The organism is Salibacterium halotolerans (genome assembly GCF_900115625.1).
Lineage (GTDB): Bacteria > Bacillota > Bacilli > Bacillales > Marinococcaceae > Salibacterium > Salibacterium halotolerans.
This window is the reverse complement of the sequence record NZ_FOXD01000019.1, coordinates 1-20,779: the sequence shown is the minus strand read 5'-3', so window position 1 is coordinate 20,779 and position 20,779 is coordinate 1. Positions and strand designations below refer to the sequence as shown.

17 protein-coding genes are annotated in these 20,779 nt (G+C 45.3%); 8 read left to right on the top strand and 9 right to left on the bottom strand.

Going from position 1 to position 20,779, the window contains the following annotated elements:
- The first annotated feature begins 73 nt into the window (after nucleotides 1-73).
- The 7 genes from BM124_RS14235 to BM124_RS14205 all read left to right on the top strand — a co-directional run bounded on the left by BM124_RS14235 (nucleotide 74) and on the right by BM124_RS14205 (nucleotide 6,174).
- Nucleotides 74-1,069 (top strand): dienelactone hydrolase family protein, encoded by a 996-nt coding sequence (locus tag BM124_RS14235; protein WP_093338555.1) that lies wholly within the window; start codon nucleotides 74-76, stop codon nucleotides 1,067-1,069.
- A gap of 38 nt (nucleotides 1,070-1,107) precedes the next feature.
- Nucleotides 1,108-1,752, top strand: coding sequence for a YesL family protein (locus BM124_RS14230; protein WP_093338504.1), 645 nt, complete (start codon nucleotides 1,108-1,110; stop codon nucleotides 1,750-1,752).
- Nucleotides 1,753-1,827: 75 nt separating this feature from the next.
- The gene (locus BM124_RS14225; protein ID WP_093338502.1) at nucleotides 1,828-2,652 is read left to right on the top strand and encodes an aldo/keto reductase; all 825 of its coding nucleotides are present in this window, start codon (nucleotides 1,828-1,830) and stop codon (nucleotides 2,650-2,652) included.
- A 51-nt stretch (nucleotides 2,653-2,703) separates the two neighbouring features.
- Complete coding sequence (locus BM124_RS14220; RefSeq protein ID WP_425288594.1) at nucleotides 2,704-3,012, top strand: HU family DNA-binding protein; 309 nt, start codon at nucleotides 2,704-2,706, stop codon at nucleotides 3,010-3,012.
- Nucleotides 3,013-3,282: 270 nt separating this feature from the next.
- A complete protein-coding gene (locus BM124_RS14215) occupies nucleotides 3,283-4,752 on the top strand; it encodes a catalase (RefSeq protein WP_093338499.1) in 1,470 nt (489 codons plus the stop codon).
- Between the two features lie 88 nt (nucleotides 4,753-4,840).
- Entirely contained in the window at nucleotides 4,841-5,302 is a 462-nt protein-coding gene (locus tag BM124_RS14210; protein WP_139217137.1) for a gamma-glutamylcyclotransferase family protein, read from the top strand.
- Nucleotides 5,303-5,424: 122 nt separating this feature from the next.
- Nucleotides 5,425-6,174 (top strand): SIMPL domain-containing protein, encoded by a 750-nt coding sequence (locus BM124_RS14205; protein WP_170841158.1) that lies wholly within the window; start codon nucleotides 5,425-5,427, stop codon nucleotides 6,172-6,174.
- 91 nt (nucleotides 6,175-6,265) lie between these two features.
- On the opposite strand, the gene BM124_RS14200 is transcribed toward BM124_RS14205, so the two are convergent.
- The 9 genes from BM124_RS14200 to BM124_RS14155 all read right to left on the bottom strand — a co-directional run bounded on the left by BM124_RS14200 (nucleotide 6,266) and on the right by BM124_RS14155 (nucleotide 18,368).
- The gene (locus tag BM124_RS14200) at nucleotides 6,266-6,892 is read right to left on the bottom strand and encodes a LysE family translocator (RefSeq protein ID WP_093338496.1); all 627 of its coding nucleotides are present in this window, start codon (nucleotides 6,890-6,892) and stop codon (nucleotides 6,266-6,268) included.
- 476 nt (nucleotides 6,893-7,368) lie between these two features.
- The gene (locus BM124_RS14195; RefSeq protein ID WP_170841157.1) at nucleotides 7,369-8,184 is read right to left on the bottom strand and encodes a hypothetical protein; all 816 of its coding nucleotides are present in this window, start codon (nucleotides 8,182-8,184) and stop codon (nucleotides 7,369-7,371) included.
- Nucleotides 8,185-8,299: 115 nt separating this feature from the next.
- A complete protein-coding gene (locus BM124_RS14190) occupies nucleotides 8,300-9,280 on the bottom strand; it encodes a sugar phosphate nucleotidyltransferase (RefSeq protein WP_093338492.1) in 981 nt (326 codons plus the stop codon).
- A gap of 206 nt (nucleotides 9,281-9,486) precedes the next feature.
- Nucleotides 9,487-11,319 carry a glutamine--fructose-6-phosphate transaminase (isomerizing) gene (gene glmS, locus BM124_RS14180; protein ID WP_093338489.1) on the bottom strand — a complete coding sequence of 611 codons (1,833 nt, stop codon included), beginning with the start codon at nucleotides 11,317-11,319 and terminating at the stop codon, nucleotides 9,487-9,489.
- A 29-nt stretch (nucleotides 11,320-11,348) separates the two neighbouring features.
- The gene (locus BM124_RS14175; protein WP_093338487.1) at nucleotides 11,349-12,707 is read right to left on the bottom strand and encodes a nucleotide sugar dehydrogenase; all 1,359 of its coding nucleotides are present in this window, start codon (nucleotides 12,705-12,707) and stop codon (nucleotides 11,349-11,351) included.
- A 46-nt stretch (nucleotides 12,708-12,753) separates the two neighbouring features.
- Nucleotides 12,754-13,572: a response regulator transcription factor gene (locus tag BM124_RS14170; RefSeq protein WP_170841156.1), complete on the bottom strand. Its 819-nt coding sequence runs from the start codon at nucleotides 13,570-13,572 to the stop codon at nucleotides 12,754-12,756.
- 19 nt (nucleotides 13,573-13,591) lie between these two features.
- Entirely contained in the window at nucleotides 13,592-15,022 is a 1,431-nt protein-coding gene (locus BM124_RS14165) for a glycosyltransferase family 2 protein (RefSeq protein WP_093338552.1), read from the bottom strand.
- A 15-nt stretch (nucleotides 15,023-15,037) separates the two neighbouring features.
- Nucleotides 15,038-16,204 carry a HEAT repeat domain-containing protein gene (locus BM124_RS14160; protein WP_093338484.1) on the bottom strand — a complete coding sequence of 389 codons (1,167 nt, stop codon included), beginning with the start codon at nucleotides 16,202-16,204 and terminating at the stop codon, nucleotides 15,038-15,040.
- A gap of 19 nt (nucleotides 16,205-16,223) precedes the next feature.
- Entirely contained in the window at nucleotides 16,224-18,368 is a 2,145-nt protein-coding gene (locus BM124_RS14155; protein WP_093338482.1) for a glycoside hydrolase 5 family protein, read from the bottom strand.
- Nucleotides 18,369-18,742: 374 nt separating this feature from the next.
- On the opposite strand from BM124_RS14155, the gene BM124_RS14150 reads away from it, so the two are divergent.
- Entirely contained in the window at nucleotides 18,743-20,443 is a 1,701-nt protein-coding gene (locus BM124_RS14150; RefSeq protein WP_093338481.1) for a hypothetical protein, read from the top strand.
- Nucleotides 20,444-20,779: the final 336 nt, after the last annotated feature.

Genomic DNA, 20,779 nt, shown 5'->3' with positions numbered 1-20,779 from the left:
AGGAGAAAGTCAGGGACAAAGAAGGAATAGAAGGGGAGGGCGTCGAAAGAATACAGCATGGAGAGGAATGCTGATGAATTATAAAACAGACGAATACTTTCATAACGTGTATCAGGAAGCGGAAGAAAGCCGGGAGACGCAGTCTGTGAATAAAGCCGCTTTGGCCTCGATGCTTGGTGATTTCCAGGAAAAGAAGTCGGGCCGGCCGCCTGAGATGTTGGAAACAAAAGAGCTGTCCGCGTACCGGCGGGAACGGTATGTGTTCCACTACACAGATGACCGGCCGGGGCCGGTGTATGTTCTGACCCCGAAAAACGGGGAAGAGCGGCATCCGGCTGTCCTGGCTCTCCACGGTCACGGGTACGGAAGCCGCGAGATTGCCGGTCTGACAGAAAATGGGGAAGAGGATGAAGAAGGAAGCGGCATTCACCGCCAATTTGCGGCGCTGCTTGCCTCCAGGGGCTTTAAAGTATTTGCGCCGGAAATCATCGGCTTCGGGGACCGCAGGCTCGACGAAGACAAGCGCCGCGACCGCCCCAAATCCTGTTACAAAATGGCGGCGCAGCTGCTGTCCGTGGGAAAAACACTGGCTGGTCTCCGCGTGCAGGAAGCAAGACTTCTTCTTGATGATATGGCCACCTTTCCCGACGTGAACGAAAGCGGCCCAGGCATCATGGGGTTTTCGGGAGGCGGACTGATTGCAGCCTATACGGCTGCGCTGGATGAACGGGTTCAGGCGGCGGTGCTTTCCGGATTTGTCAATATATATAAGGAAAGTCTATGGCCGATGGAACATTGTCTCGATAACTATGTTCCCGGTCTGTTAAGCGGTGCAGAGCTCCCAGCCTATATCGGCTTAGCAGCGCCGCGTCCGTTATTTATTGAATCCGGACAAAGAGATCCCATTTTCCCTCTTAAAGGGGCCGAAAAGGCTGTGGAAATGCTCCGGGATATCTATCAGAATCAACAGGCAGCCGGAGAACTGGAGTGGGAACCGTTTGATGGTGCCCATGAGGTCAGAGCAGTCCGCTGTGTGTCGTGGCTGCGTGAACACCTTTCATCTCACTGACAGCAATGTATGAATGAGCAGCAGGAAGGAGGAGAAAGATGAATAGAACAAAGGCAGGTTCCGTGTTTCATTCGACGCTGGACTGGATTACCAGACTCGCCTATGTCAACGTGCTCTGGGTTCTGTTCAGTCTTGCAGGGCTCATTGTGGCGGGACTGTTTCCAGCGACAGCTGCGATGTTTGCGGTCGTGCGGAAATGGCTGATCGAAGATGAGGAGATTGCCGTCCTCCCGACGTTCTGGCAGTCTGTGAAAAGCGAATTTTTACGATCAAATGCAATCGGTTACATCGCTCTCGTACCGGCCTATGTATTTTATGTCGACTTTCAGTTTTTTTCTTCCATCGAAGGGATTCTGTCCTTTGTATTGATAACCATATCCGGGAGCCTGTTTTTACTGTACGTCATAACCGTACTGTTTTTGTTTCCGGCCCTGGTGCACTACCGGATGCGCATCCTGGAATATTTCAAACAGGCATTTTTTATTGGCGCCGGGTCTCCGCTCGGTGTCATCCTCTCGGCTGCTGCATGTGTCATCACGGCGCTTCTTACAGCCTGGTTTCCAGGACTTTTATTCTTTTTTGCCGGAAGTGTGCCAGCATATGTTATCATGTGGAGCACGTTACGAACCACCCGGATCATGGAAGAAAAACATATGGAAAGAGGAGGGGAGACCGAACCTTAATTGTGGGAAGAATGATGAACAGGCCGGGACCATATGGTAGTGGTATGCTATAACTACGTGAAGGGTGGAAAGGAAATGAAGGAAGTAACGTTGAATAATGGTGTAACGATGCCGCAGCTTGGTTTTGGTGTGTGGAAAGTTCCGGAAGACGAAGCCGTACCCGCTGTCAAAAAAGCGCTCGAAACCGGATACCGTTCCATTGATACGGCAGCTTTTTATAATAATGAGCAAGGTGTTGGGCGGGGCTTGAAAGAAAGTGGCATACCAAGGGATGATCTGTTTATCACAACGAAAGTATGGAATGGGGACCAGGGTTATAACAGGACGCTTGAGGCGTTTGAAAGAAGCCTCGATAACCTGGGCCTTGATTATCTGGATTTGTATTTGATCCACTGGCCGACGCCTGCTTATGATAATTATGTTGATACGTTCAAAGCGATGGAGAAGCTTTATAATGACGGGCGTGTGAAAGCCATCGGTGTCTGTAATTTCGAAGAAGAGCACCTGCAGCGCCTGCTGAATGAATGCGGCATCAAGCCGGCTGTGAACCAGGTGGAGTGTCATCCTTATTTCGCCCAGACAAAAATGAAGAGGTTCTGCCGCGGCCGTGACATTTATCTGGAAGCATGGAGCCCGCTGATGCACGGAAAGGCGGTACTTGCGGACAATGTGGTTCTGGAACTCGCAGAAAAGCATGGAAAAACACCGGCCCAGGTCGTCATCCGCTGGCATCTTCAGCATGATTCCATCGTCATTCCAAAATCCGTGACCCCGTCGCGGATCGAGGAAAACTATCACGTCTTTGACTTTGAATTAAGCCAAAGCGATATGGAACAGATGGATCAACTGGACTGCGGTGACCGTCAGGGAGCGGTTCCGGGAGAAATGAATAAAAGATAATGAAAAAAATTCTGCCGAGCGGAAGGTATATTTTCCTCTTGTCTTGAAAGAATAGTAGCAGCAGAAAAACAAGGAGGTACTACAATGAATAAAACAGATCTTATTAATGACGTGGCAGAAAGAGCAGAATTGAGCAAGAAAGACAGTGAAGCGGCGGTGAATGCTGCACTGGAAACGATTGAAAGTTCACTGAAGACCGGAGATAAAGTTCAGCTTATCGGATTCGGCAATTTTGAAATCCGTGAACGCGCGGAACGCGAAGGACGCAACCCTCAGACCGGCGAAACGATGAAAATACCGGCAAGCAAAGTACCTGCATTTAAACCCGGAAAGGGCTTAAAAGAAGCAATTAACGAATAACATAAAGCTGTTTCCCCCCTCGGGGGAGCAGCTTTTTCTATTATATATACAATCTTTATTATCAATCATGGCAGGTAATTGATGATAAATTCCACCTCATTTTCCGCACTGCACCGGTAGATTTTTTGTCTTTTTTAAATGCTGAAAGAAGGCAGAGGAATATTGGAAGTATTTCCAGTTCACTATTTAAAATTATTATAATCTAGTATTGATTTTTCTATGATAAGTGTTATCATAGAAATATAAAATAATTCAATGAGGTGATCATGGATGAGTGAAGATAACCGTAAGAATCTTACCACTGGCTCAGGCATGCCGGTCGGCGACAATCAGCATTCCATTACAGCCGGTTCCAAAGGACCGACTGTCATTCAGGACGTGCATCTTCTGGAAAAACTCGCCCACTTTAACCGTGAGCGTATTCCGGAACGTGTTGTTCACGCTAAAGGTGCCGGTGCGCATGGCTATTTCGAAGTAACGAACGATGAAATCTCCAAGTACACCAAAGCGGACTTCCTCAGTGAAGCCGGCAAAACGACACCGATGTTCATCCGTTTCTCCACCGTTGCAGGGGAAGCAGGTTCCGCGGACACGGTACGCGATCCGCGCGGTTTTGCTGTGAAGTTCTACACCGAAGAAGGAAACTATGACCTTGTCGGAAACAATACACCGATCTTCTTTATCCGTGACGCGATCAAGTTCCCGGACTTCATTCATACGCAGAAGCGTGATCCGAGAACACACCTGAAGGATCCGAACATGGTATGGGACTTCTGGTCTCTTTCCCCTGAATCGCTCCATCAGGTTACTTACCTGCACGGCGACCGCGGTCTTCCGGCAACGTACCGCCATATGAACGGGTACGGCAGCCACACGTTCAAATGGGTGAATGCGGATGGAGAAGCATTTTGGGTAAAATATCACTTTGTCAGTGAGCAGGGTGTGAAATCCCTGGATCAGGCGACATTTGACAAAATTGCCGGTGAAAACCCGGACTATCATACAGAAGATCTCTTCAATGCGATTGAAGACGGCGACTTCCCATCCTGGAAGCTTTACGTCCAAGTCATTCCGTATGAAGACTACAAGCACCACAAATGGGATATCTTTGACGTCACAAAGACCGTGCCGAAAGAGGAGTATCCGCGTATCGAAGTCGGCCGCATGGTGCTGAACAAGAACCCGGACAACTATTTCGCAGAGGTGGAGCAGGCTGCGTTCTCCCCCGGTCACTTCATACCCGGCATTGAAGCGTCACCGGACAAAATGCTTCAGGGCCGCCTGTTCGCGTACTCTGATGCGCATCGTTACCGCGTAGGAGCCAATCACGAGCAGATTCCGGTCAACCGTCCGGTAAGCGGTGCGGACAATTATCAGCGTGACGGCTTCATGAGAACGGACGGCAATGGCGGCGGCACAGTCAACTATGAGCCGAACAGTTTTGACGGCCCGACCGAAACCGACCGCGGCAGAATCGATCCGTTTGAAGTGGAAGGTCAGACCGACAGCGTGAACTATGACAGTGAAGACCACTATACGCAGGCCGGCGACCTTTACCGCCTTATGGAAGAAGATGAAAAGCAGCGTCTGATTGATGCCATCGTCGGCGATCTCGGTGCTGTGAAGAAAGATGAAATCAAACTCCGCCAGATTAAGCATTTCTACAAAGCAGATCCGGATTACGGCCGCCGCGTCGCAGAAGGCATCGGAATGCACGTACCGGAAGAGCAGGAAGTCTAAAAATCTCTGAAACACTGAATCTCTCAATTTATTCTCATAAACAAAACGGGCATCTGTCTCATGCGGCGGGTGCCCGTTTTGTTTTATAATGTCCATAAAGAAGGGAGAGATGGTATCGATGACACGTCCTGTATTTGTATACGGCACGCTCCGCCGCGGTCTTCATAATTACGAACGTCTTCTCAGCGGTCGCACCGAGGAAGAACGAAGAGCGGTGATAACAGGCCGGCTGTACGCGGCCGATCATGGACGTTTTCCCTGCCTTGTAAAAGAAGGAAACACGATTGTTCAAGGGGACATCATGTACATACAAAACGACAAGTACGACGATGTACTGGAGGATCTGGACAGGCTCGAAGGATACGATGAAGGTGATACAGCCGGCAGTGAGTACGTCCGTGACATCGTGACTGTCACGGACGAAAGAGGCCGTGAAATCGAAGCGCACACGTACTACTGGAATCAGCCGGCCGGGCTCGGCGAGCATATTACAAGCGGCGACTGGGTGACCTGGCTGCAGCAGAAACACCGCAAACCGTCAGGCTTATAACGTCGAAGTGTGAAAATAATTAAAACTTGTAACATAACGGTATACTTCCCGACATTAAGGGTAGAAGGAAAAGACAGCACGAAACCACTGCGATGTATAAAATCAGAAGGAGGAATACAATTATGTTCAAAAAACGTATGAAGAAGGCAGCAGGAGCGGTAGCAGTTCTCACGGCAGGAGGATTTCTGTACGCCGCGGTATTGGGCACAGCGTCCGCCGACGCAGCGGAGGCCGCAACATCCGAAAGCAACGTGCAGACCGGGACTATTGTCGTGCAGGGAGAAGCCAGTGTCAGCGTAGAACCGGATACGGCACAGCTTCGGCTCGGAGCCGAAGTAACCGACGCATCCGCCAGCACCGCGCAGCAGCAGGTCAGTGAACGGATGAGCGCCATCCGTGAAGCCATCAATCAATATGACATTCCGGAAGAAAACATCGAAACTTCCTATTTCGGCGTGAACACCGACCACGCGGCAGAAGGGGGAGAAGAACAATTCCGCGCCCGCCACATTCTGTCCGTGGAATTCAGCAAGATCGACCAGGTCGGCCAGCTGTTGGATGACGCTGCTGCTGCCGGCGCCAACCAGATTCAGCAGACCCGTTTCACCCTGCAGGACCAATCTCAGTATGAACAACAGGCTCTCCGGCAGGCTGTCGAAAACACAGCCGCTAAAGCCGAAGCGATGGCCGCCGGCGCCGGAAAATCAAGCGGAGCCGTCCTCCAGATTTCCGAAAACGGTGCTCGGGTCGACCTGCCCACCGGAAACTACACCCGCGAAGAATCGCAGAGTGCTGCCGATAACAGTACCTCCATTGAACCCGGCCAGGTTGATATCACCCAGCGGGTTAGTGTGGTTTATGAGTTGAATTAAAAGCATGTCGCAAAGTGTTGAATACGGCGGCATGCAGACTAATACCCGCTCGATACAAACAGCCTTTGGTGCAGGGCACCAGGGGCTGTTTTTATTTTTCTCCGAGCACCAGCTGCACTCCGATGATTGTAAACAACAGGGCCTGCACGAGATTCATTTTCCGCGCGGCCCCGGGGTGATTCGCGAGCAGCCGTCCGGCCTGATGGGCGAGCAGACTGACCGTACCAAACACGAGAAAGGCCTGCGCGATAAAGATGCCGCCGAGCACTGTCACCTGGAGGGCGGCGGGGCCGGAACCGGTGTGGATGAACTGCGGCAGAAGGGCGAGAAAAAAGAGCGCTACTTTCGGATTGAGCAGGTTCATGATGATTCCTTTTCTATACAGGCTGAGGTAGGAGGCTCCGCTGTGCTCCGGCATGTCGAGGCCGGGCTGTTCCCGGTCGCGGAATGCTTTCCAGGCGAGGTAAAACAGGTACAGGGCGCCGGCGTATTTCACGATCGAAAACGCGAACGCGGACTGATAGATGACAGCGGAAATCCCGGCTGCCGCGGCCGTCATATGTACAAGAAGCCCGGTGCAGAGTCCGAACGCTGTTACCACACCGGCTTTTGCGTTCTGTGCTATGCTTTGCGCGGTGACAAATAAAATGTCGGGACCGGGGCTCAGAGTGAGTAGAACCGCGGTTCCTAAAAAAGCGAGCAGTAAAGCAATATCCATGATGACTCCCCTTTGTACGATGCTGCGGATGAAATGTCTTCCTCTCATTGTTCTAATTCCTTTGTTTATCGTATCATAGGTTAGGAGAAAAAATCCCGGCCATTCATACAGTCCGATTTTTCCTGTTGGGATTCAGATTTGTATGTACCATTTTAGTACTTTAAAGCATTTTGGCTCGAGGCTGAACCACTATTATTTTTAAGGAAGCTGGAGCATTACGAAGTCCATTCTTCCTGGAAATCGTAACATTTGCACCTCATGAACAGATATAAAAAGCCATAGATGCTTCGATCAAAGAAGAACGTGCGAATAAAGACCCGAACATTCCATCGTTTGAGTGAAAGAAGCAAACAAAATAAGTCAAAATACGAAGATTTCAGTACAAATGGGTGTATAAAAATTCCGAACGATTCATGAGAGAATCGTTCGGAACTTTTTATCTCTTGATGGTTTTGTCCAGCTTCTTTAGAGAGTTTTTACCCGTTTTGACTTGACTTCCAGTATTGATAATCGTGAACGGCAACTCCACCGTATCCCGGGTGCCCGGAGAAACGGTTTTCGAGAAGATTTAATTCGTGGTTCATGTAATTTAAAGAGTTGTCGTGGAAGGTCGTGTGATTACCTTCGTCTGTTTCAATAACATTCACCGCGACAATGACCGATTTGCTCCGATTGGCTGCCTGTTCTACGAGAGGAGAAGCAATACCTTTTATTCCATTTTCTCCTTCTGTCTGGTCCCTGTAAGCCATTACCGTGATAGAATCCAGCGAGGAGATCATCCAGTCTCCCATATCTTTATTTTCCCCTGGTATTTCCACCTGATTTATCCAGAAAGGTACATCTCCGCTGATTGCGAGTTCTGAATCTGTTTTCACCTTATTTTTTAAATATTGAAGGTTACTGATCCACTGGGTCACTATGTTTTCTCTCTCGGATTTCCAAGCGGGCAGCAGGTAAGGCTCAATATCAACATGGACGCCCTGGAATTTTTCTTCTTCTGCTGACTGCTGATTGTAGTCTTTGACAATAGAAACAAAGGTATCCAGGCTTTTTTGATTTTTGGTTAACGCCCAGTTTGGATCACCACCAAGCGCGTAAACGTCAATATTCTTTTTGGACGCGAGCTTAATGAAGGATTCAAACCTTTCCGTGTTAACATTCTCGAAGTCGATATGCAGATAGACTAAATTGACTCCTTTATTGTTTAGAAAGGAAACCGTCTCTTCCTGGTTTTCTTCCAGATCATCAAGGTCCCATATCCACGTTGCTTTCACGTGATTTTCCTGTTTCATAAAAATCCCCAATGATACGAAGGCTGCCACCAGTATGCAGGAGGCAATAATTCCTTTTTTTGTGCCAAATAAAGATAGAGCAAGCATTTTGACTGTTGATTTTTTCCCCCGCCCCTCAGTGGACATATGGTTTGGCATGTGTATCATCTTTTATAGGAGAATGGTGAATATGGGTACGGTCGGTTACCTTATAATTTATCAAGTCAACATCGGGTCCAACTGTACAATCTGCTCCGATTTGAGTACGTCCTCGTAAGCTCGTACGAGGTTCAATGTTAGTATGGGGACCAATGGTAACTTCAGCCTCGATTAAAGTAGTAGATGGATCGCTGATTGTCACGTTACGGTGTTGATGGAAATCAATAATCCTTTTTTGACAAATTTCAGCCGCCTCATTAAGCTGTGTTCTATCGTTAATTCCGAAGCATTCTTCCGTATGCTCGGCCGGGAAAGCGGATATTACTTCCCCTTCACGTTTTAAGATTTCAATGACATCCGGGAGATAATATTCCTGCTGCTTGTTATCCGTGGATACCTTCTCCAGAGCTTGAAACAACAGAGTATTATCAAAACAGAAAATGCCTGAGTTGACTTCATGAAGCTGTAATTGTTCCTCTGTTGCATCTTTATGCTCGACGATCCGTTCCACCTGATTTTGTTTGTTCCGGACGATCCGCCCGTAACCTGATGGATCGTCCGGGGTCATGGTTAAAATGGTAGCTGCTGCATTGGTGCGTTGGTGATGATCCAGGCAGTATCTTAACGTTTTTTCCGTAATTAAAGGAGTATCCCCGGTAAGAATAAGGGTGGAACCTTGCTGTTTTTCCAGTTTGCTTTGACACATTTTCACAGCATGAGCCGTACCAAGCTGCTCTGGCTGAAACGCGTACTCCGAAAAAGAGCCCAGCTGCTGTTTAATCATGTCGGCTTTATGACCGACCACTGTAAGAATTCGTTCTACAGACATGTTCTGAAGCTGATCGATAACATGCTGCACCATCGGTTTGCCGCATACGTGATGAAGAACCTTGGGCTGCTCTGACTGCATTCGTGTTCCTTTGCCGGCCGCTAATACCACGGCAAATGTACGGGTCACAGGCGATCCTCCTATTCTCTGTTGTTGGTGTTGGAGGAATGGATCAGGGGTTTTAGTCCATTCCTAACCTCAGCCATTAACTGCTGATCTGTTTCAACGGTTTGATCTTCTACTCTGTGAAAAATATGGAGCATAAGGTCTTTTAATTCCTTCTCATTCCAACTTGTGTCCTGTCGCTTTAGTGTCTTCATTACCAGGTAATCCTCCTATTCCACCGTCACACTTTTTGCAAGATTTCTAGGTTTATCCACATCGTTACCAAGTGCCAGTGAAGTATAATAAGAAATTAACTGTAACGGAATAACTGTCAATAATGGAGTTACGAGGGATAAAGAGTCGGGAATGTAACACCCTTCGTCCACGTATTCCAACATCTCCATATTTTCTTTCATTGACACCCCAAGGACATGACCTCCCCGCGCTTTTACTTCTTTTATATTCCCCAGCATCTTTTCGTTTACTTCTTTCTGGGTAATGAGAGCAATGATGGGGGTTCCTTCTTCAATTAAAGCAAGTGTGCCGTGCTTTAACTCGCCGGCAGCATAAGCCTCGGAATGAATATACGAAATTTCCTTGAGTTTCAGTGATCCCTCCAGCACAACGGCATGATCCAGACTTCTTCCAATAAAAAATACGCTTGATGCATCTTTAATGGATTCACTATAACGTTGGAGTGCTTCGGAATATTCGAGTAATTCTTCCATTTTATTTGGAATATCAAGTACCGCTTCAAGCAGCTGTATGCGGTAGTCTTTTGTTATCTTTTGTTTTAAATCAGCAAGATAGATTCCCAGCAGATAGAATACGAGAACCTGGGTCGTATATGCTTTGGTTGAAGCAACTGCAATTTCGGGGCCTGCCATGGTCAATATCACTTCATCGGCTTCCCGGGCAATAGAGCTTCCTACCACATTTGTAATGGCGAGCACATTGGCGCCAAGATGCTGACTTTGCCGGAGGGCTGCCAGCGTATCCGCCGTTTCTCCAGACTGGCTGATAACAATCACCAAGGTTTTCTCATCAATGATTGGTCTGCGGTATCGAAATTCAGAAGCTACCTCTACATCAACGGGAGTACGTGTTAGTTCTTCTATGACGTGTTTTCCTATTAAACCGGCATGATAGGCGGTTCCGCAGGCAATGATTGTAATTTTATCCCATTGTTCGACGCGTTCCAGACTCCACTGCAGTTCTTCAAACTGAACCCTCTTTGTTGCCTGGTCCACCCGTCCGGCCAGTGTTTTTTTCAATGCTTCCGGCTGTTCATGAATTTCTTTCAGCATAAAATGGTCATAACCATTTTTCTCGGCTTGTTCTACGTTCCAATCTACTCTGAAAATCTCCCGGTTCAACGGCTGCCCCGTTTTGGTCTGCAGAAGTGTGATATCATTTTTCGTCAGGACAGCCATTTCTCCATCTTCCAATATATAAATGTCACGGGTGTGCTCCAGAACAGCAGGAATGTCAGAGCTGATCAATGCTTCTTCCTCTCCGGCTCCAATAATCAACGGGCTCGCTTCCCGTACTGCATACAGGCGGTCCGGCTCATGTTTGGAGACAATTCCTAATGCATAAGCTCCTTTTAACCGCTCCACTACTTTTTGAATAGTTTCCGTCATGTTTCCTTCATATAAATAGTGGAAAAGGTGAGAGATGACTTCGGAATCTGTTTCTGAAGAAAAGGTATACCCTATTTCTGCAAGATCCCGTTTGATCTCTAAATAGTTTTCGATTATACCGTTATGAACAATGGCAAATTCATTCCCCGCGTCCGTATGAGGATGAGAATTTTGATCCGAAGGAGGGCCGTGGGTAGCCCATCTTGTATGGCCGATGCCCATCCGGGTTGAAAAGGGGGATGGTTCCAGCTGATGATGCAGCTCGTCCAGTCTTCCTTTTGATTTGTTTACTTGCACAGCATCTCCATGATGAACCGCAATGCCTGCAGAATCGTAGCCGCGGTACTCTAATTTACTCAGCCCTGCCGTTAACACCTGTTGAACATCTTTTTCTCCGATATAACCAATGATTCCGCACATTTTAATACCACTCCTTTATTTTTTTCTATTTATAATGCAAGGGAAGCATGTTGGTTCTTGTGCACTTTTGATGCCGTTCCCAGCTTGTGAATATGAGGCAGGTCATATTCTTTGAAAGCATTCCGGGTATCTACAATCGGTACACCGAGGTGGGCCAATTCGTCATAGTCAAAATCGCTGTGATTCGTTACCAGCACTATGCAGTCATACTTTTTCAATGTTTTTTTGCTGTAGGTAATCGATTGAACCACATTCTCCTCACTATCCAAAAAGCTGTGGGCATGAGGATCATAATAATCCACGTCGGCACCATGTTCTTTGTAGAGTTCATAAAGGTAAAGGCCGGGAGATTCCCGTAAATCGCTGATATTTGGTTTGTAGGCCATGCCTAATATAAGAATGTTGGAACTGTTAATCGATTGTCCATATATATTCAGAGCTTGAGATGTTTTGTTGACGACAACATCCGGCATATTATTATTGATAGACTGGGCAAGGTCAATAAATTTGCTGTAGAAACGGAAGCCTTTTGCTTTCCAGGATAGATACATAGGATCCAGTGGTATGCAGTGGCCGCCAATTCCAGGACCCGGCTGGAATTTCATGAAGCCGAACGGTTTTGTGGCAGCTGCATCTATGACTTCCCAGACGTCAATATCCATACGTTCACTCATCATCGCAATTTCATTGACAAATGCAATATTGATACTGCGGAACGTATTTTCCAGGAGCTTGGACATTTCTGCAACTTTTGGAGAAGAGACCGGTACGACATGTTCAATATAATTGCTGTACAACAGTTTCCCGACAGCATTACATCTTTCTGTCATGCCTCCCATCACTTTAGGCATATTATGCGTTTGGAATGAATCATTGCCGGGATCTACTCTTTCCGGGGAGTAACAAAGGAAGATATCTTTCCCGGCCTCGTATCCCATGCGCTTCAATTCTTTTAAAATCAATTCTTCTGTCGTCCCTGGGTACGTGGTGCTTTCTAACGTGACCAGCATTCCTTTTTTAAGAAATGGTTTGATGTTTTCCATGACCCGGGTGATGAAAGACGTATCTGGATCCTGATTTTCACTAAGAGGAGTTGGGACACAAATGCTGACAGCATCCAGTTCCTTGACTACGCCATAGTTAGTGGTGGGAAAAAAACGACGTGTGGTTAACCCCTGCTCCAGCTCTTGATCAGAAATGTCATTTATATAAGAACTGCCGTCCCGCAGAGAGTTGATTTTTTCCTCATTTAAATCTATTCCGCAAACGGTAAATCCTGCCTTCACCATTTCCATGGCAAGTGGAAGCCCGACATATCCCAGACCGATCACACCGATGCGTGCTTCTTTCATTTCAATTCGTTGACTTAGCTGTTCAAAATACCCCATCATAACATCCCTCTTTTCATAGAATTTAATATGATACTATAAATCATTATTCTGTTACTTCAACAAGACGTTTAATCCGTGCTTCCAATTCAATCAGAGAGAATGGTTTGGTAATATACTCTGCTGCTCCGTGTTCAAAGGTGCGTTTAATATCTTCTTCCAGGTGCTTGTTGGTCAGCACCATAATTTCGGAATGATTGTTGGTCTTTTTATCAATAGTTTTGATCTGGTTTATAAATTGATGCCCCCCGATACCGGATAAATTAATTTCTGTAATAACCAGATCAGGAAAAAGTTTCTGGTACTGTTCCAGTCCATTTTTTCCATCCACTGCTGCATACACAATATAGCCTTTGCGCTGTAAATAATTCGTTAAAAGATGGAGGATGCTATTATCATGATCGACGATTAATATTGTTTTCTTATCCGTGTTCTGTATGGTTTCATTATCAAACACGCGGATTTCCTGCTGATTTCTCTGATTAATCATCATTTCATTCATCATGCGGTAGAGCATCCACTCTGCGTGGTCACTATTTTCAGGAAAATTCCCTACAACCATTTCTCCTAATAATTGATTTTGTTCTTCCAAATAATCTTTCACGTGTAATGCGTAAAAGTGGGTATACCCAAGGTCGCAGTCATCCAGTAGAATCCCAAGGATGTGATGCTCTGTGTCATAACTGACCTGGAAGGCAGTAGAAGGTTCCTCTTTTTCCAAATATGTTTTGAGTGAATGGATACCCTTCTGATCAAGGGATGCGTAAACAATAATGAGCCCGCATGGTAAGTTACTTGCTTGATAGTATTGAAGAAAATTGTTGAATGAATTGATAATACTGGAACTCATGTGCGTGTCAGACATTTTGTAATCCTCCTTTGTGTTATGCAGCTTCTTCTTTTTTCTCATCCTCATTCCAACTTGTTCTTGTCATCGTTCCCCATGAATTGTTTTTGCGGAAAAATTGAATATGTCCCAGAAACCTCCAAAGTATCCCAAGCTGGCGGTATCCAAAGAACATTAAAATCGTATAGAGCACCATTTTGAAATAATCTCTGATTCTTGGGAACCTTCGGAACGCCAACTCCTCGATAAGAAGAGAACCCATTCCAATTAATGTTCCATACAGTACGTTAATGAGCATGAAGATAGCTACGATATTCCAAGCAGTCATATCTATCAAACTATAGCCAACAAGAGCCAGAAAACCAGTGATTCTAAAATAGGGGCTTAATGTTTCAAATATGATATTGTAAGGGACGGTGAGCCAGCCCATTACTTTATATCTGGGACGCATGAACATCTGTGTTCCTAATTCCAGCATGTTTTTTAAATTGCCTCTGCCCCAGCGTTTACGCTGACTCCCAAGGATTTTGAATGTGTCAGGCGCCTGCGTCCAGCATACAGCATCCGGACAAAAGTCGATTTTATAAGGAAGTTTATGATCCAGCATGTATTGATGGAGTTTCATAATGATGTTCATATCTTCGCCTGGATATCCTCCTCGATAGCCTCCTATTTTCAAAACGTAATCTTTTCTGAACACCCCAAAGGCACCGGAAACGATGATTAATCCATTAATATCACTCCAGCCGATTCTTCCTCCCAGAAAGGCTTTTACATACTCAACTGTTTGAAGCATGGGTAGCAGCTTCTTGGGGAGTCTGACTTTCTGCACCATGCCGTAGGCAATACTGCATCCATTGGCAATTCTTACATTTCCACCGATAGCTACGTATTCCTCCGGATTTTCCATATATTTTCTTGCAATTCGAATCAGTGCATCATTCTCCAGCAGCGAGTCCGCATCAATAGAAGAAACAAGTGGATAGTTTGAGAAGTTAATACCCACGTTTAAGGAGTCCGCTTTTCCGCCATTTTCTTTATCGATAAGATATAATTTTGGAAATTCAGGATTGTAATAGACTCCTTTGACCTCAGCAGTAGGAAGTGTATTTTGCTCTGCCGGTATTGGTTTATAATAATTTAAGCGGAATTCATCAATTAATACTTTGGTTGTGTTATCTCCAGACCCGTCGTTAACGACAATTACTTCATGTTCGGGATAGTGTAGAGCCAGCAGCGATTGGACGTTTTCTTTAATAGTCAACTCTTCGTTAAATGCCGGTACGAGAATCGAAATAGGCGGCATGTGTTTAGAGCCTGAAAGAAAGTCATATTTGGAATAGAATGTTTCCTTCATAATGCGGAATATTTTTCGGAAGGAAAACATAATAATCCCAAAATAAATCGTATTAATCGTTATCACGTAATAAATGGCAAATATCCCGTAAATTAAAAGTAGATCTCTCACCATTGTTCCTTCTTTCTATAGAGCATTGATCAAATCATAACTTTTTCCAAAATACTTTTGATACATAAATACTTTTTGGTTGTATTCAGTAATGTCTTCCACTTGTGAAAGGTTATCGATGGTTTGTTTTAGTTTTTCCTTTAAATATTCTTCAGCTGTTTCTCTTCCTCGTTCTCCGTGAACCCCGGCCGCTGTTTGACAGAGAATCTCAAAACCGTGTTCTCCCAATTGAGCAAGGCTTTTTGCAGTTGTGCGGGAAACAATCCAATTGGAGTCTTGAATTCGTTCTTTTAATAATTCTGTATATTGAATCAGGCCGGAATAACCGATCCAATCTGCAAACAGATTGCGAATCTCCCAATCGGGAAATTGCAGATAGTACTTAACATCCTTTTCTGTTAAAGCCATAGCGGACATACATAGTTGCAAGGCAAGCATCCTTATTTCTTTATCCTCAGATTTTATGGATGAATGTACAATTTCGGGAATTTCTTCGTTAACTTGCTCTTGAAGGCCGATCAACCCGATTTTATTTAACTTTGAATTATCCTCATAAAGAAATTGGATGTATACCGGCCTTAAATCCAACGAAGATTCTTTAGAAATATCTGCAATTAAATGGGGGTGTTGTTTTCCATTGTTCACAAGATAGAGCACGAGATCTTTTATTTCACCTGGGTTATCTGAGGTTTGAGCTATCGAGCGTGCGATAATATAAACGGAAGAATCAAAATTGCTGCGATATAACAAGGACATTAATTGGGATGTCACCTCTTGGTCCCGAAGTATCCCGAGGTTGTATGCAGCATCAAGACGAACCATGGACCAAGGGCTCTGCAATCGTCTTTTGTTATAATGATTTAATCCAATGTCTTCGCATAAAGTAAGAAGTTTTTCCCTATGAACTCCTTTCAAACGCTCTATCCATGGTAATAGCGTATTTTGCAGCACCTTCTTTTCAAAAGAAGACAGTGTTTTTTTAGGCGGTCTTAACATGGCTTGATTATCCAGCTGAACCTGAAGATAATAAAGATAACTATGGAAGTCGTCCAGACAATCGTTTTCTTTTTTTGCGCTTAGTTTCTTATTCACTTTGATGCCGAGCGTAATACCCATGAGTATTATCATTAGAGTGATTAAGACGGCTATCATCCAATAAGCAGCTTGTAAATTGATGAACACAGATCCCCCCCCCCCTTCCTTAATCTTTGATATTTTTGAAGACGTCTTGTACGATATAGTAGCTTTGTTTTAATTCTTCGTCATAGTCTACCTCCTGCCAGTTCTGCCAGTCATAAAGCGGATAGTCTTGTACAGAAACCGGGGAAGATTTATTTTTCAACCCATGCACCGTATTGGAATCATCAACGATCCATGGAATGAAGCGGATCCCATTACTATTTTCAGAAGGCATTTGCTGCGATTGTTCTTTTACAGGACCGTAACTTACCACCTTCTTGGTACTGGGATCTGAGAAGCCAAGCAATGCCCACGGAATTTTCATTTCGACAACATTTCCCTGATAGTCCCAGGAAGCGCGGGAATTCTGAGAGGAAGATGCCTGCTCCATGCTGCCCGCCGATACTTCCTCAAAGGGCAGTACTTCATTGGATTCAGGAAGTTCCAGCTCATGACTTACGGCCAGCTGCCAGGAGTTCATGCTGCCCTCTTGAGCATCACCGGCTTTGCTGCCATACAGCCGTTGATGAAAATCATAGCTTGGGGCAATTAGTACCTCGCTGTCGGTTTCTTCACCTAACCGAACCACTGTCTCCACTCCTTCATCCAAACGTTTCCCCGGCAGAACGTCTGGATTTTCCATTCCTCCGGCAAGGGTATGAGCACCGAGGTAGAAGGTATCTGTTGATAAATCTATTGATTCAGGAAGTCGGGCGGCTGCATAGATATACCCTTCGTCTTTGGTTATCATCAACTCCGTCAAAGGTGTGGAAAGTTTTTTGACTTCACTATCTTCCAAATTACCCCAGTCTTTTGTGGATCCATCCATAGTGAGTTCTTCATGTTTACTTGGATACATTCCCAGCAGCCCGTAGGACGTTTCCGCTGACAAGGTATTGAACCAGTAAGGACGCCGCCCTGGATTTTCAAACGGCATGGTGTTCCAGGTATTTTTGAACCATTCATCCTGCCATGTGAAGACGATGGCCCCGGCGTAATTTTCCTGGTAGATGTGCCGCAGCATATCGGCGTTGTGTTTTCCCTGTTCTGTTTCCGTATGACCTCCCTGATCCCGTCCAAGCGGTCCCGGATGGGCGTTTCCGCGGGAAGAAGGAACCCCGAACTCTGTAATCATTATCGGCATATCTTTGTGATAATTTTTCAGCTCTTGAAGGTAGCCCTTATATGTATCAATTTGCCCCTCCTTATTTTTGACATCATCGTACTTATCGGTGACTCTCAAGAAATCCGGATAATAAGGATAAGCGTGAAAAGAAGCGAAATAACCGGCTTCACCTTTTTTTCTTTGAATGTTAGTGGCATCGACACTCACCGCGTCCTCCATATCCAGCGGCTCACTTGGATGAGTAAGCGGATCCGTCGTTATCCAATTCGTAAAGGTGATAGGGTGCTGCCAGCCCTTTTTTTTCGTATTTGCTGCCGTGTAATTCATAAGTTCAGCCAGCCAGCTTTCAAATGCAGAAGCATCCGGAGAAGTTTTAAAATACTTGCCGTCGAAATCCGTATCATTGTGCTGCTTATTTGTGTTTTCCACGATTTTGGGATCCCATTCTGTGCCAAGGTGCCAAGCCGCCAGATAAGAGCTGGCATCAACGGTGTACTCTCCACTGGCTTTCCCATTTGCAGTCGGCAGGACGCCATCTCCGCTAATGGCATCTATTGCGCGGGATATTTCTTTTTTGAATTGCTTTGTTACTCGAGGTGATTTGGCGTCCTTTGTCTCTGCCAGTTTGTTCACCGGCGACCAAATCCCCTGCATAAAGTAGAGGGGGTGACCTGGATTGTTTTGATTGTGCTCTACTAAAGCTTCGTAAAATTCGGGTTCGTGAATTGTGTAAATGCGGATCGTATTAGCTCCCATTTGTTGTATCCTATCGAACCAGCGAAGGTAATCTTCTTTTTTAATGGAGAGTTCCCCTGGAAAATGTCCTGGTAATGAAGCTCCTACACTTACTCCTTTTACAAAAAAAGGTTCCCAGGTGTTTTCTTTATATATTTCAAGCTGGTTTTTATTGGTTCGGAATTTTATTTGAGAACCATCGTCCGTTTGTGTGCTTTCCACCTGTTTCATGGTTTCAGATGATTCACACCCCGCCGACACGAGAAGCAGAAGGAGCATTAGAAATACGGTATTGTTCCGATTCATTCTTTCAATCACATCCTGTGTAACCTTTTTTTAGTTTGAGAAAAGAAAACTATTTTCCTGGTTGAATATTCAAGGTTTCCATGATTAAATAGCGTTGTGTTTTTGCTCTCCACATTTTTTAAACTAACATGAGGGGGTTCATTCTTCATCGAAAACTGAATTTCGGAGGTGCGAATTTTTCTTTCGGTACCCCTGGATTATGTTTAGACAGGAAGCATTTGTTTTTAGTTTTGCGAATGTTTGGAACAAGAGGTTGGAAGCCTTACGTAAACTGGAGAAAACCAACGTCGAAACATCCGCAGAAATTTTGCGGAAACCACTGGAAACCCCGGGTTTTATTCGGGAAATAGAGTATAAATATGGGAGGATTAAGAATGAAGAAACATTTGTTATTCTTTCTGCTGAGCGTTACTGTCTTTTTATTGTTAACAGGGTTTTCGGGTTCTGATGATTCCAAAAAGGCAATGTGGGTAGAGAATACGGACATAAGTGAAAACAGAGAATCGATTCTGACGAAAGCGAAGGAAAACGGCGTCAACGTACTGTATGTGAAGATAGAGGAGGAGACATCTTCAGCTGCTTATTCCAGTCTTATTCGTGAAGCAGCTCAGAGTGAAATTGAGGTTCATGCTTTAGGGGGAGAGCCTTCGTGGGCTCTGGCGGAAAATCAGCAGCAAATACTTGATTTTATAGAACGGGTCGAAAGTTACAATAGCGGCATGGCAGAAAAGGAGAAGTTTCAGGGTGTACACCTGAAAATACAACCGCAGTATCTACCTGAATGGTATGAAAATGAAAATGCCGTTCTAAAGGAGTGGAAGGAAAATTTGAACACTGTGTTGGATCGCTTCTCTGAAGATACTCCACTTGAATTAAGTAGTTCTATTCCTTTCTGGCTGGACGAAAAAAGTACGCCGGGGGCACCGGACACACCATTTAGTACTTGGATCATCCGCCATTTCGATCACACTGCGATTTTAGCCTACCGTGATACTCTGGAAGGTCCAAACGGTATTGTTCGTTTAACAAAAAATGAATTGGAAGCAGCCGATAAACTTAATAAACAAATCTTAATTGGAGTAACGGTGGCAGATACGGGTCAGGATCATACTACCTTTTTTGAAGAAGGGGTATCGGACATGAATATGCACCTCAATCTTGTGGATAAACACCTCGGTACGCATGATTCCTATAAAGGGACAGCAGTGGATGATTTTTCTGGTTTGGTGAGACAGGAGAACCAGTCCACCGGGACTTCGGAAGAAAACAAAAATTACCGGGGGACCTATATCTGGGAAGCTGAGACCCTGATAAACGAAGAAGACAGCATTATTGAATTTGCCAAAGAGAAAAATATTAATCTTCTGTATACACGATTAGATCTCAGCCGCCCTCACAGTGCGTATTCAAACTTCGTGGAAAAAGCAAACGCCGAGGGTATTGAAGTACATGCCATGGGAGGCCATCCCTCCTGGGCACTCAAAGAAGAAGAATCCCGGATGCTGAACCTCGTGAATTATGTAAAAGAGTATAATGATTCGGTAGAGGAGGGGCAGAAGTTTGCTGGAATTCATCTTGATATCGAGCCGTATACCGAGCCGTCGTGGGCAGAAAACCAGCAGGATATTCTTTCCCAATGGATGGACAATATCGAATTATTTGTAAAAGAAACCAAACGGGAAACCAATTTGGAAGCCAGTATGGATCTGGCTATGTGGTTTGATACTACAAAAACACCCGGACAGCCTGATAAATCCTTTAGCGAATGGGTCATTAGTAAAATGGATCACACCTCTGTGATGGCTTTTCGGGATAAGGCGGAAGGATCCGGAGGTATTCTGGATATGGCCCGGAATGAAATAGAATATGCAGAAAGTGTTAACAAAGAAGTTATTATTTCAGTGGAAATAAAAGAAAATGAAGCGAACCCCCAAATTTCATTTCATGACGAGGGAGCCTCTTTTATGGAAGCACAGCTGGACATCGTCGATAATAGGTTAACTTCTTATTCCTCCTACCAGGGCTATGTCGTTCACGCATACCGCTACTGGAAAAACCAAAAAAATAATAGTTGACTAAAAAGAGTCTGGGACAAAATAAAAATAGGCGGAGGAAAACACGAATGTCTTGCGGCTTTGTTCAAGAGCCGCATAGCAGCGGAGTCCAAATGCTCCGGCTCCTGCTGAGAAAAGCACGAGTCACGGGTACCCTGCAGGAAGCAGGGTACCCGTGACGTACTTCCACAGGATAAGGGCGTTTAAGGCGGCACCGGATACTCTAACGTGCCTTATGACTTTCACGCAGCGACGCGGGCTTTTTGTTGCGTCGGCCCGTTCATTTTCCCGCTAAACGGAACCTGGATTCGTTCATGACGACGTTTACGGGGGAACGAAACCCTCTAAAGTGCTTTA

What these genes read in the sequence shown, in the direction of transcription:
- BM124_RS14235 (WP_093338555.1), top strand. Translation starts at nt 74, where the DNA reads ATGAATTATAAAACAGACGAATACTTTCATAACGTGTATCAGGAAGCG.
- BM124_RS14230 (WP_093338504.1), top strand. Translation starts at nt 1,108, where the DNA reads ATGAATAGAACAAAGGCAGGTTCCGTGTTTCATTCGACGCTGGACTGG.
- BM124_RS14225 (WP_093338502.1), top strand. Translation starts at nt 1,828, where the DNA reads ATGAAGGAAGTAACGTTGAATAATGGTGTAACGATGCCGCAGCTTGGT.
- BM124_RS14215 (WP_093338499.1), top strand. Translation starts at nt 3,283, where the DNA reads ATGAGTGAAGATAACCGTAAGAATCTTACCACTGGCTCAGGCATGCCG.
- BM124_RS14210 (WP_139217137.1), top strand. Translation starts at nt 4,841, where the DNA reads ATGTCCATAAAGAAGGGAGAGATGGTATCGATGACACGTCCTGTATTT.
- BM124_RS14205 (WP_170841158.1), top strand. Translation starts at nt 5,425, where the DNA reads ATGTTCAAAAAACGTATGAAGAAGGCAGCAGGAGCGGTAGCAGTTCTC.
- BM124_RS14200 (WP_093338496.1), bottom strand. Translation starts at nt 6,892, where the DNA reads ATGGATATTGCTTTACTGCTCGCTTTTTTAGGAACCGCGGTTCTACTC.
- BM124_RS14195 (WP_170841157.1), bottom strand. Translation starts at nt 8,184, where the DNA reads ATGAAACAGGAAAATCACGTGAAAGCAACGTGGATATGGGACCTTGAT.
- glmS (WP_093338489.1), bottom strand. Translation starts at nt 11,319, where the DNA reads ATGTGCGGAATCATTGGTTATATCGGAGAAAAAGATGTTCAACAGGTG.
- BM124_RS14175 (WP_093338487.1), bottom strand. Translation starts at nt 12,707, where the DNA reads ATGGGGTATTTTGAACAGCTAAGTCAACGAATTGAAATGAAAGAAGCA.
- BM124_RS14170 (WP_170841156.1), bottom strand. Translation starts at nt 13,572, where the DNA reads ATGTCTGACACGCACATGAGTTCCAGTATTATCAATTCATTCAACAAT.
- BM124_RS14155 (WP_093338482.1), bottom strand. Translation starts at nt 18,368, where the DNA reads ATGAATCGGAACAATACCGTATTTCTAATGCTCCTTCTGCTTCTCGTG.
- BM124_RS14150 (WP_093338481.1), top strand. Translation starts at nt 18,743, where the DNA reads ATGAAGAAACATTTGTTATTCTTTCTGCTGAGCGTTACTGTCTTTTTA.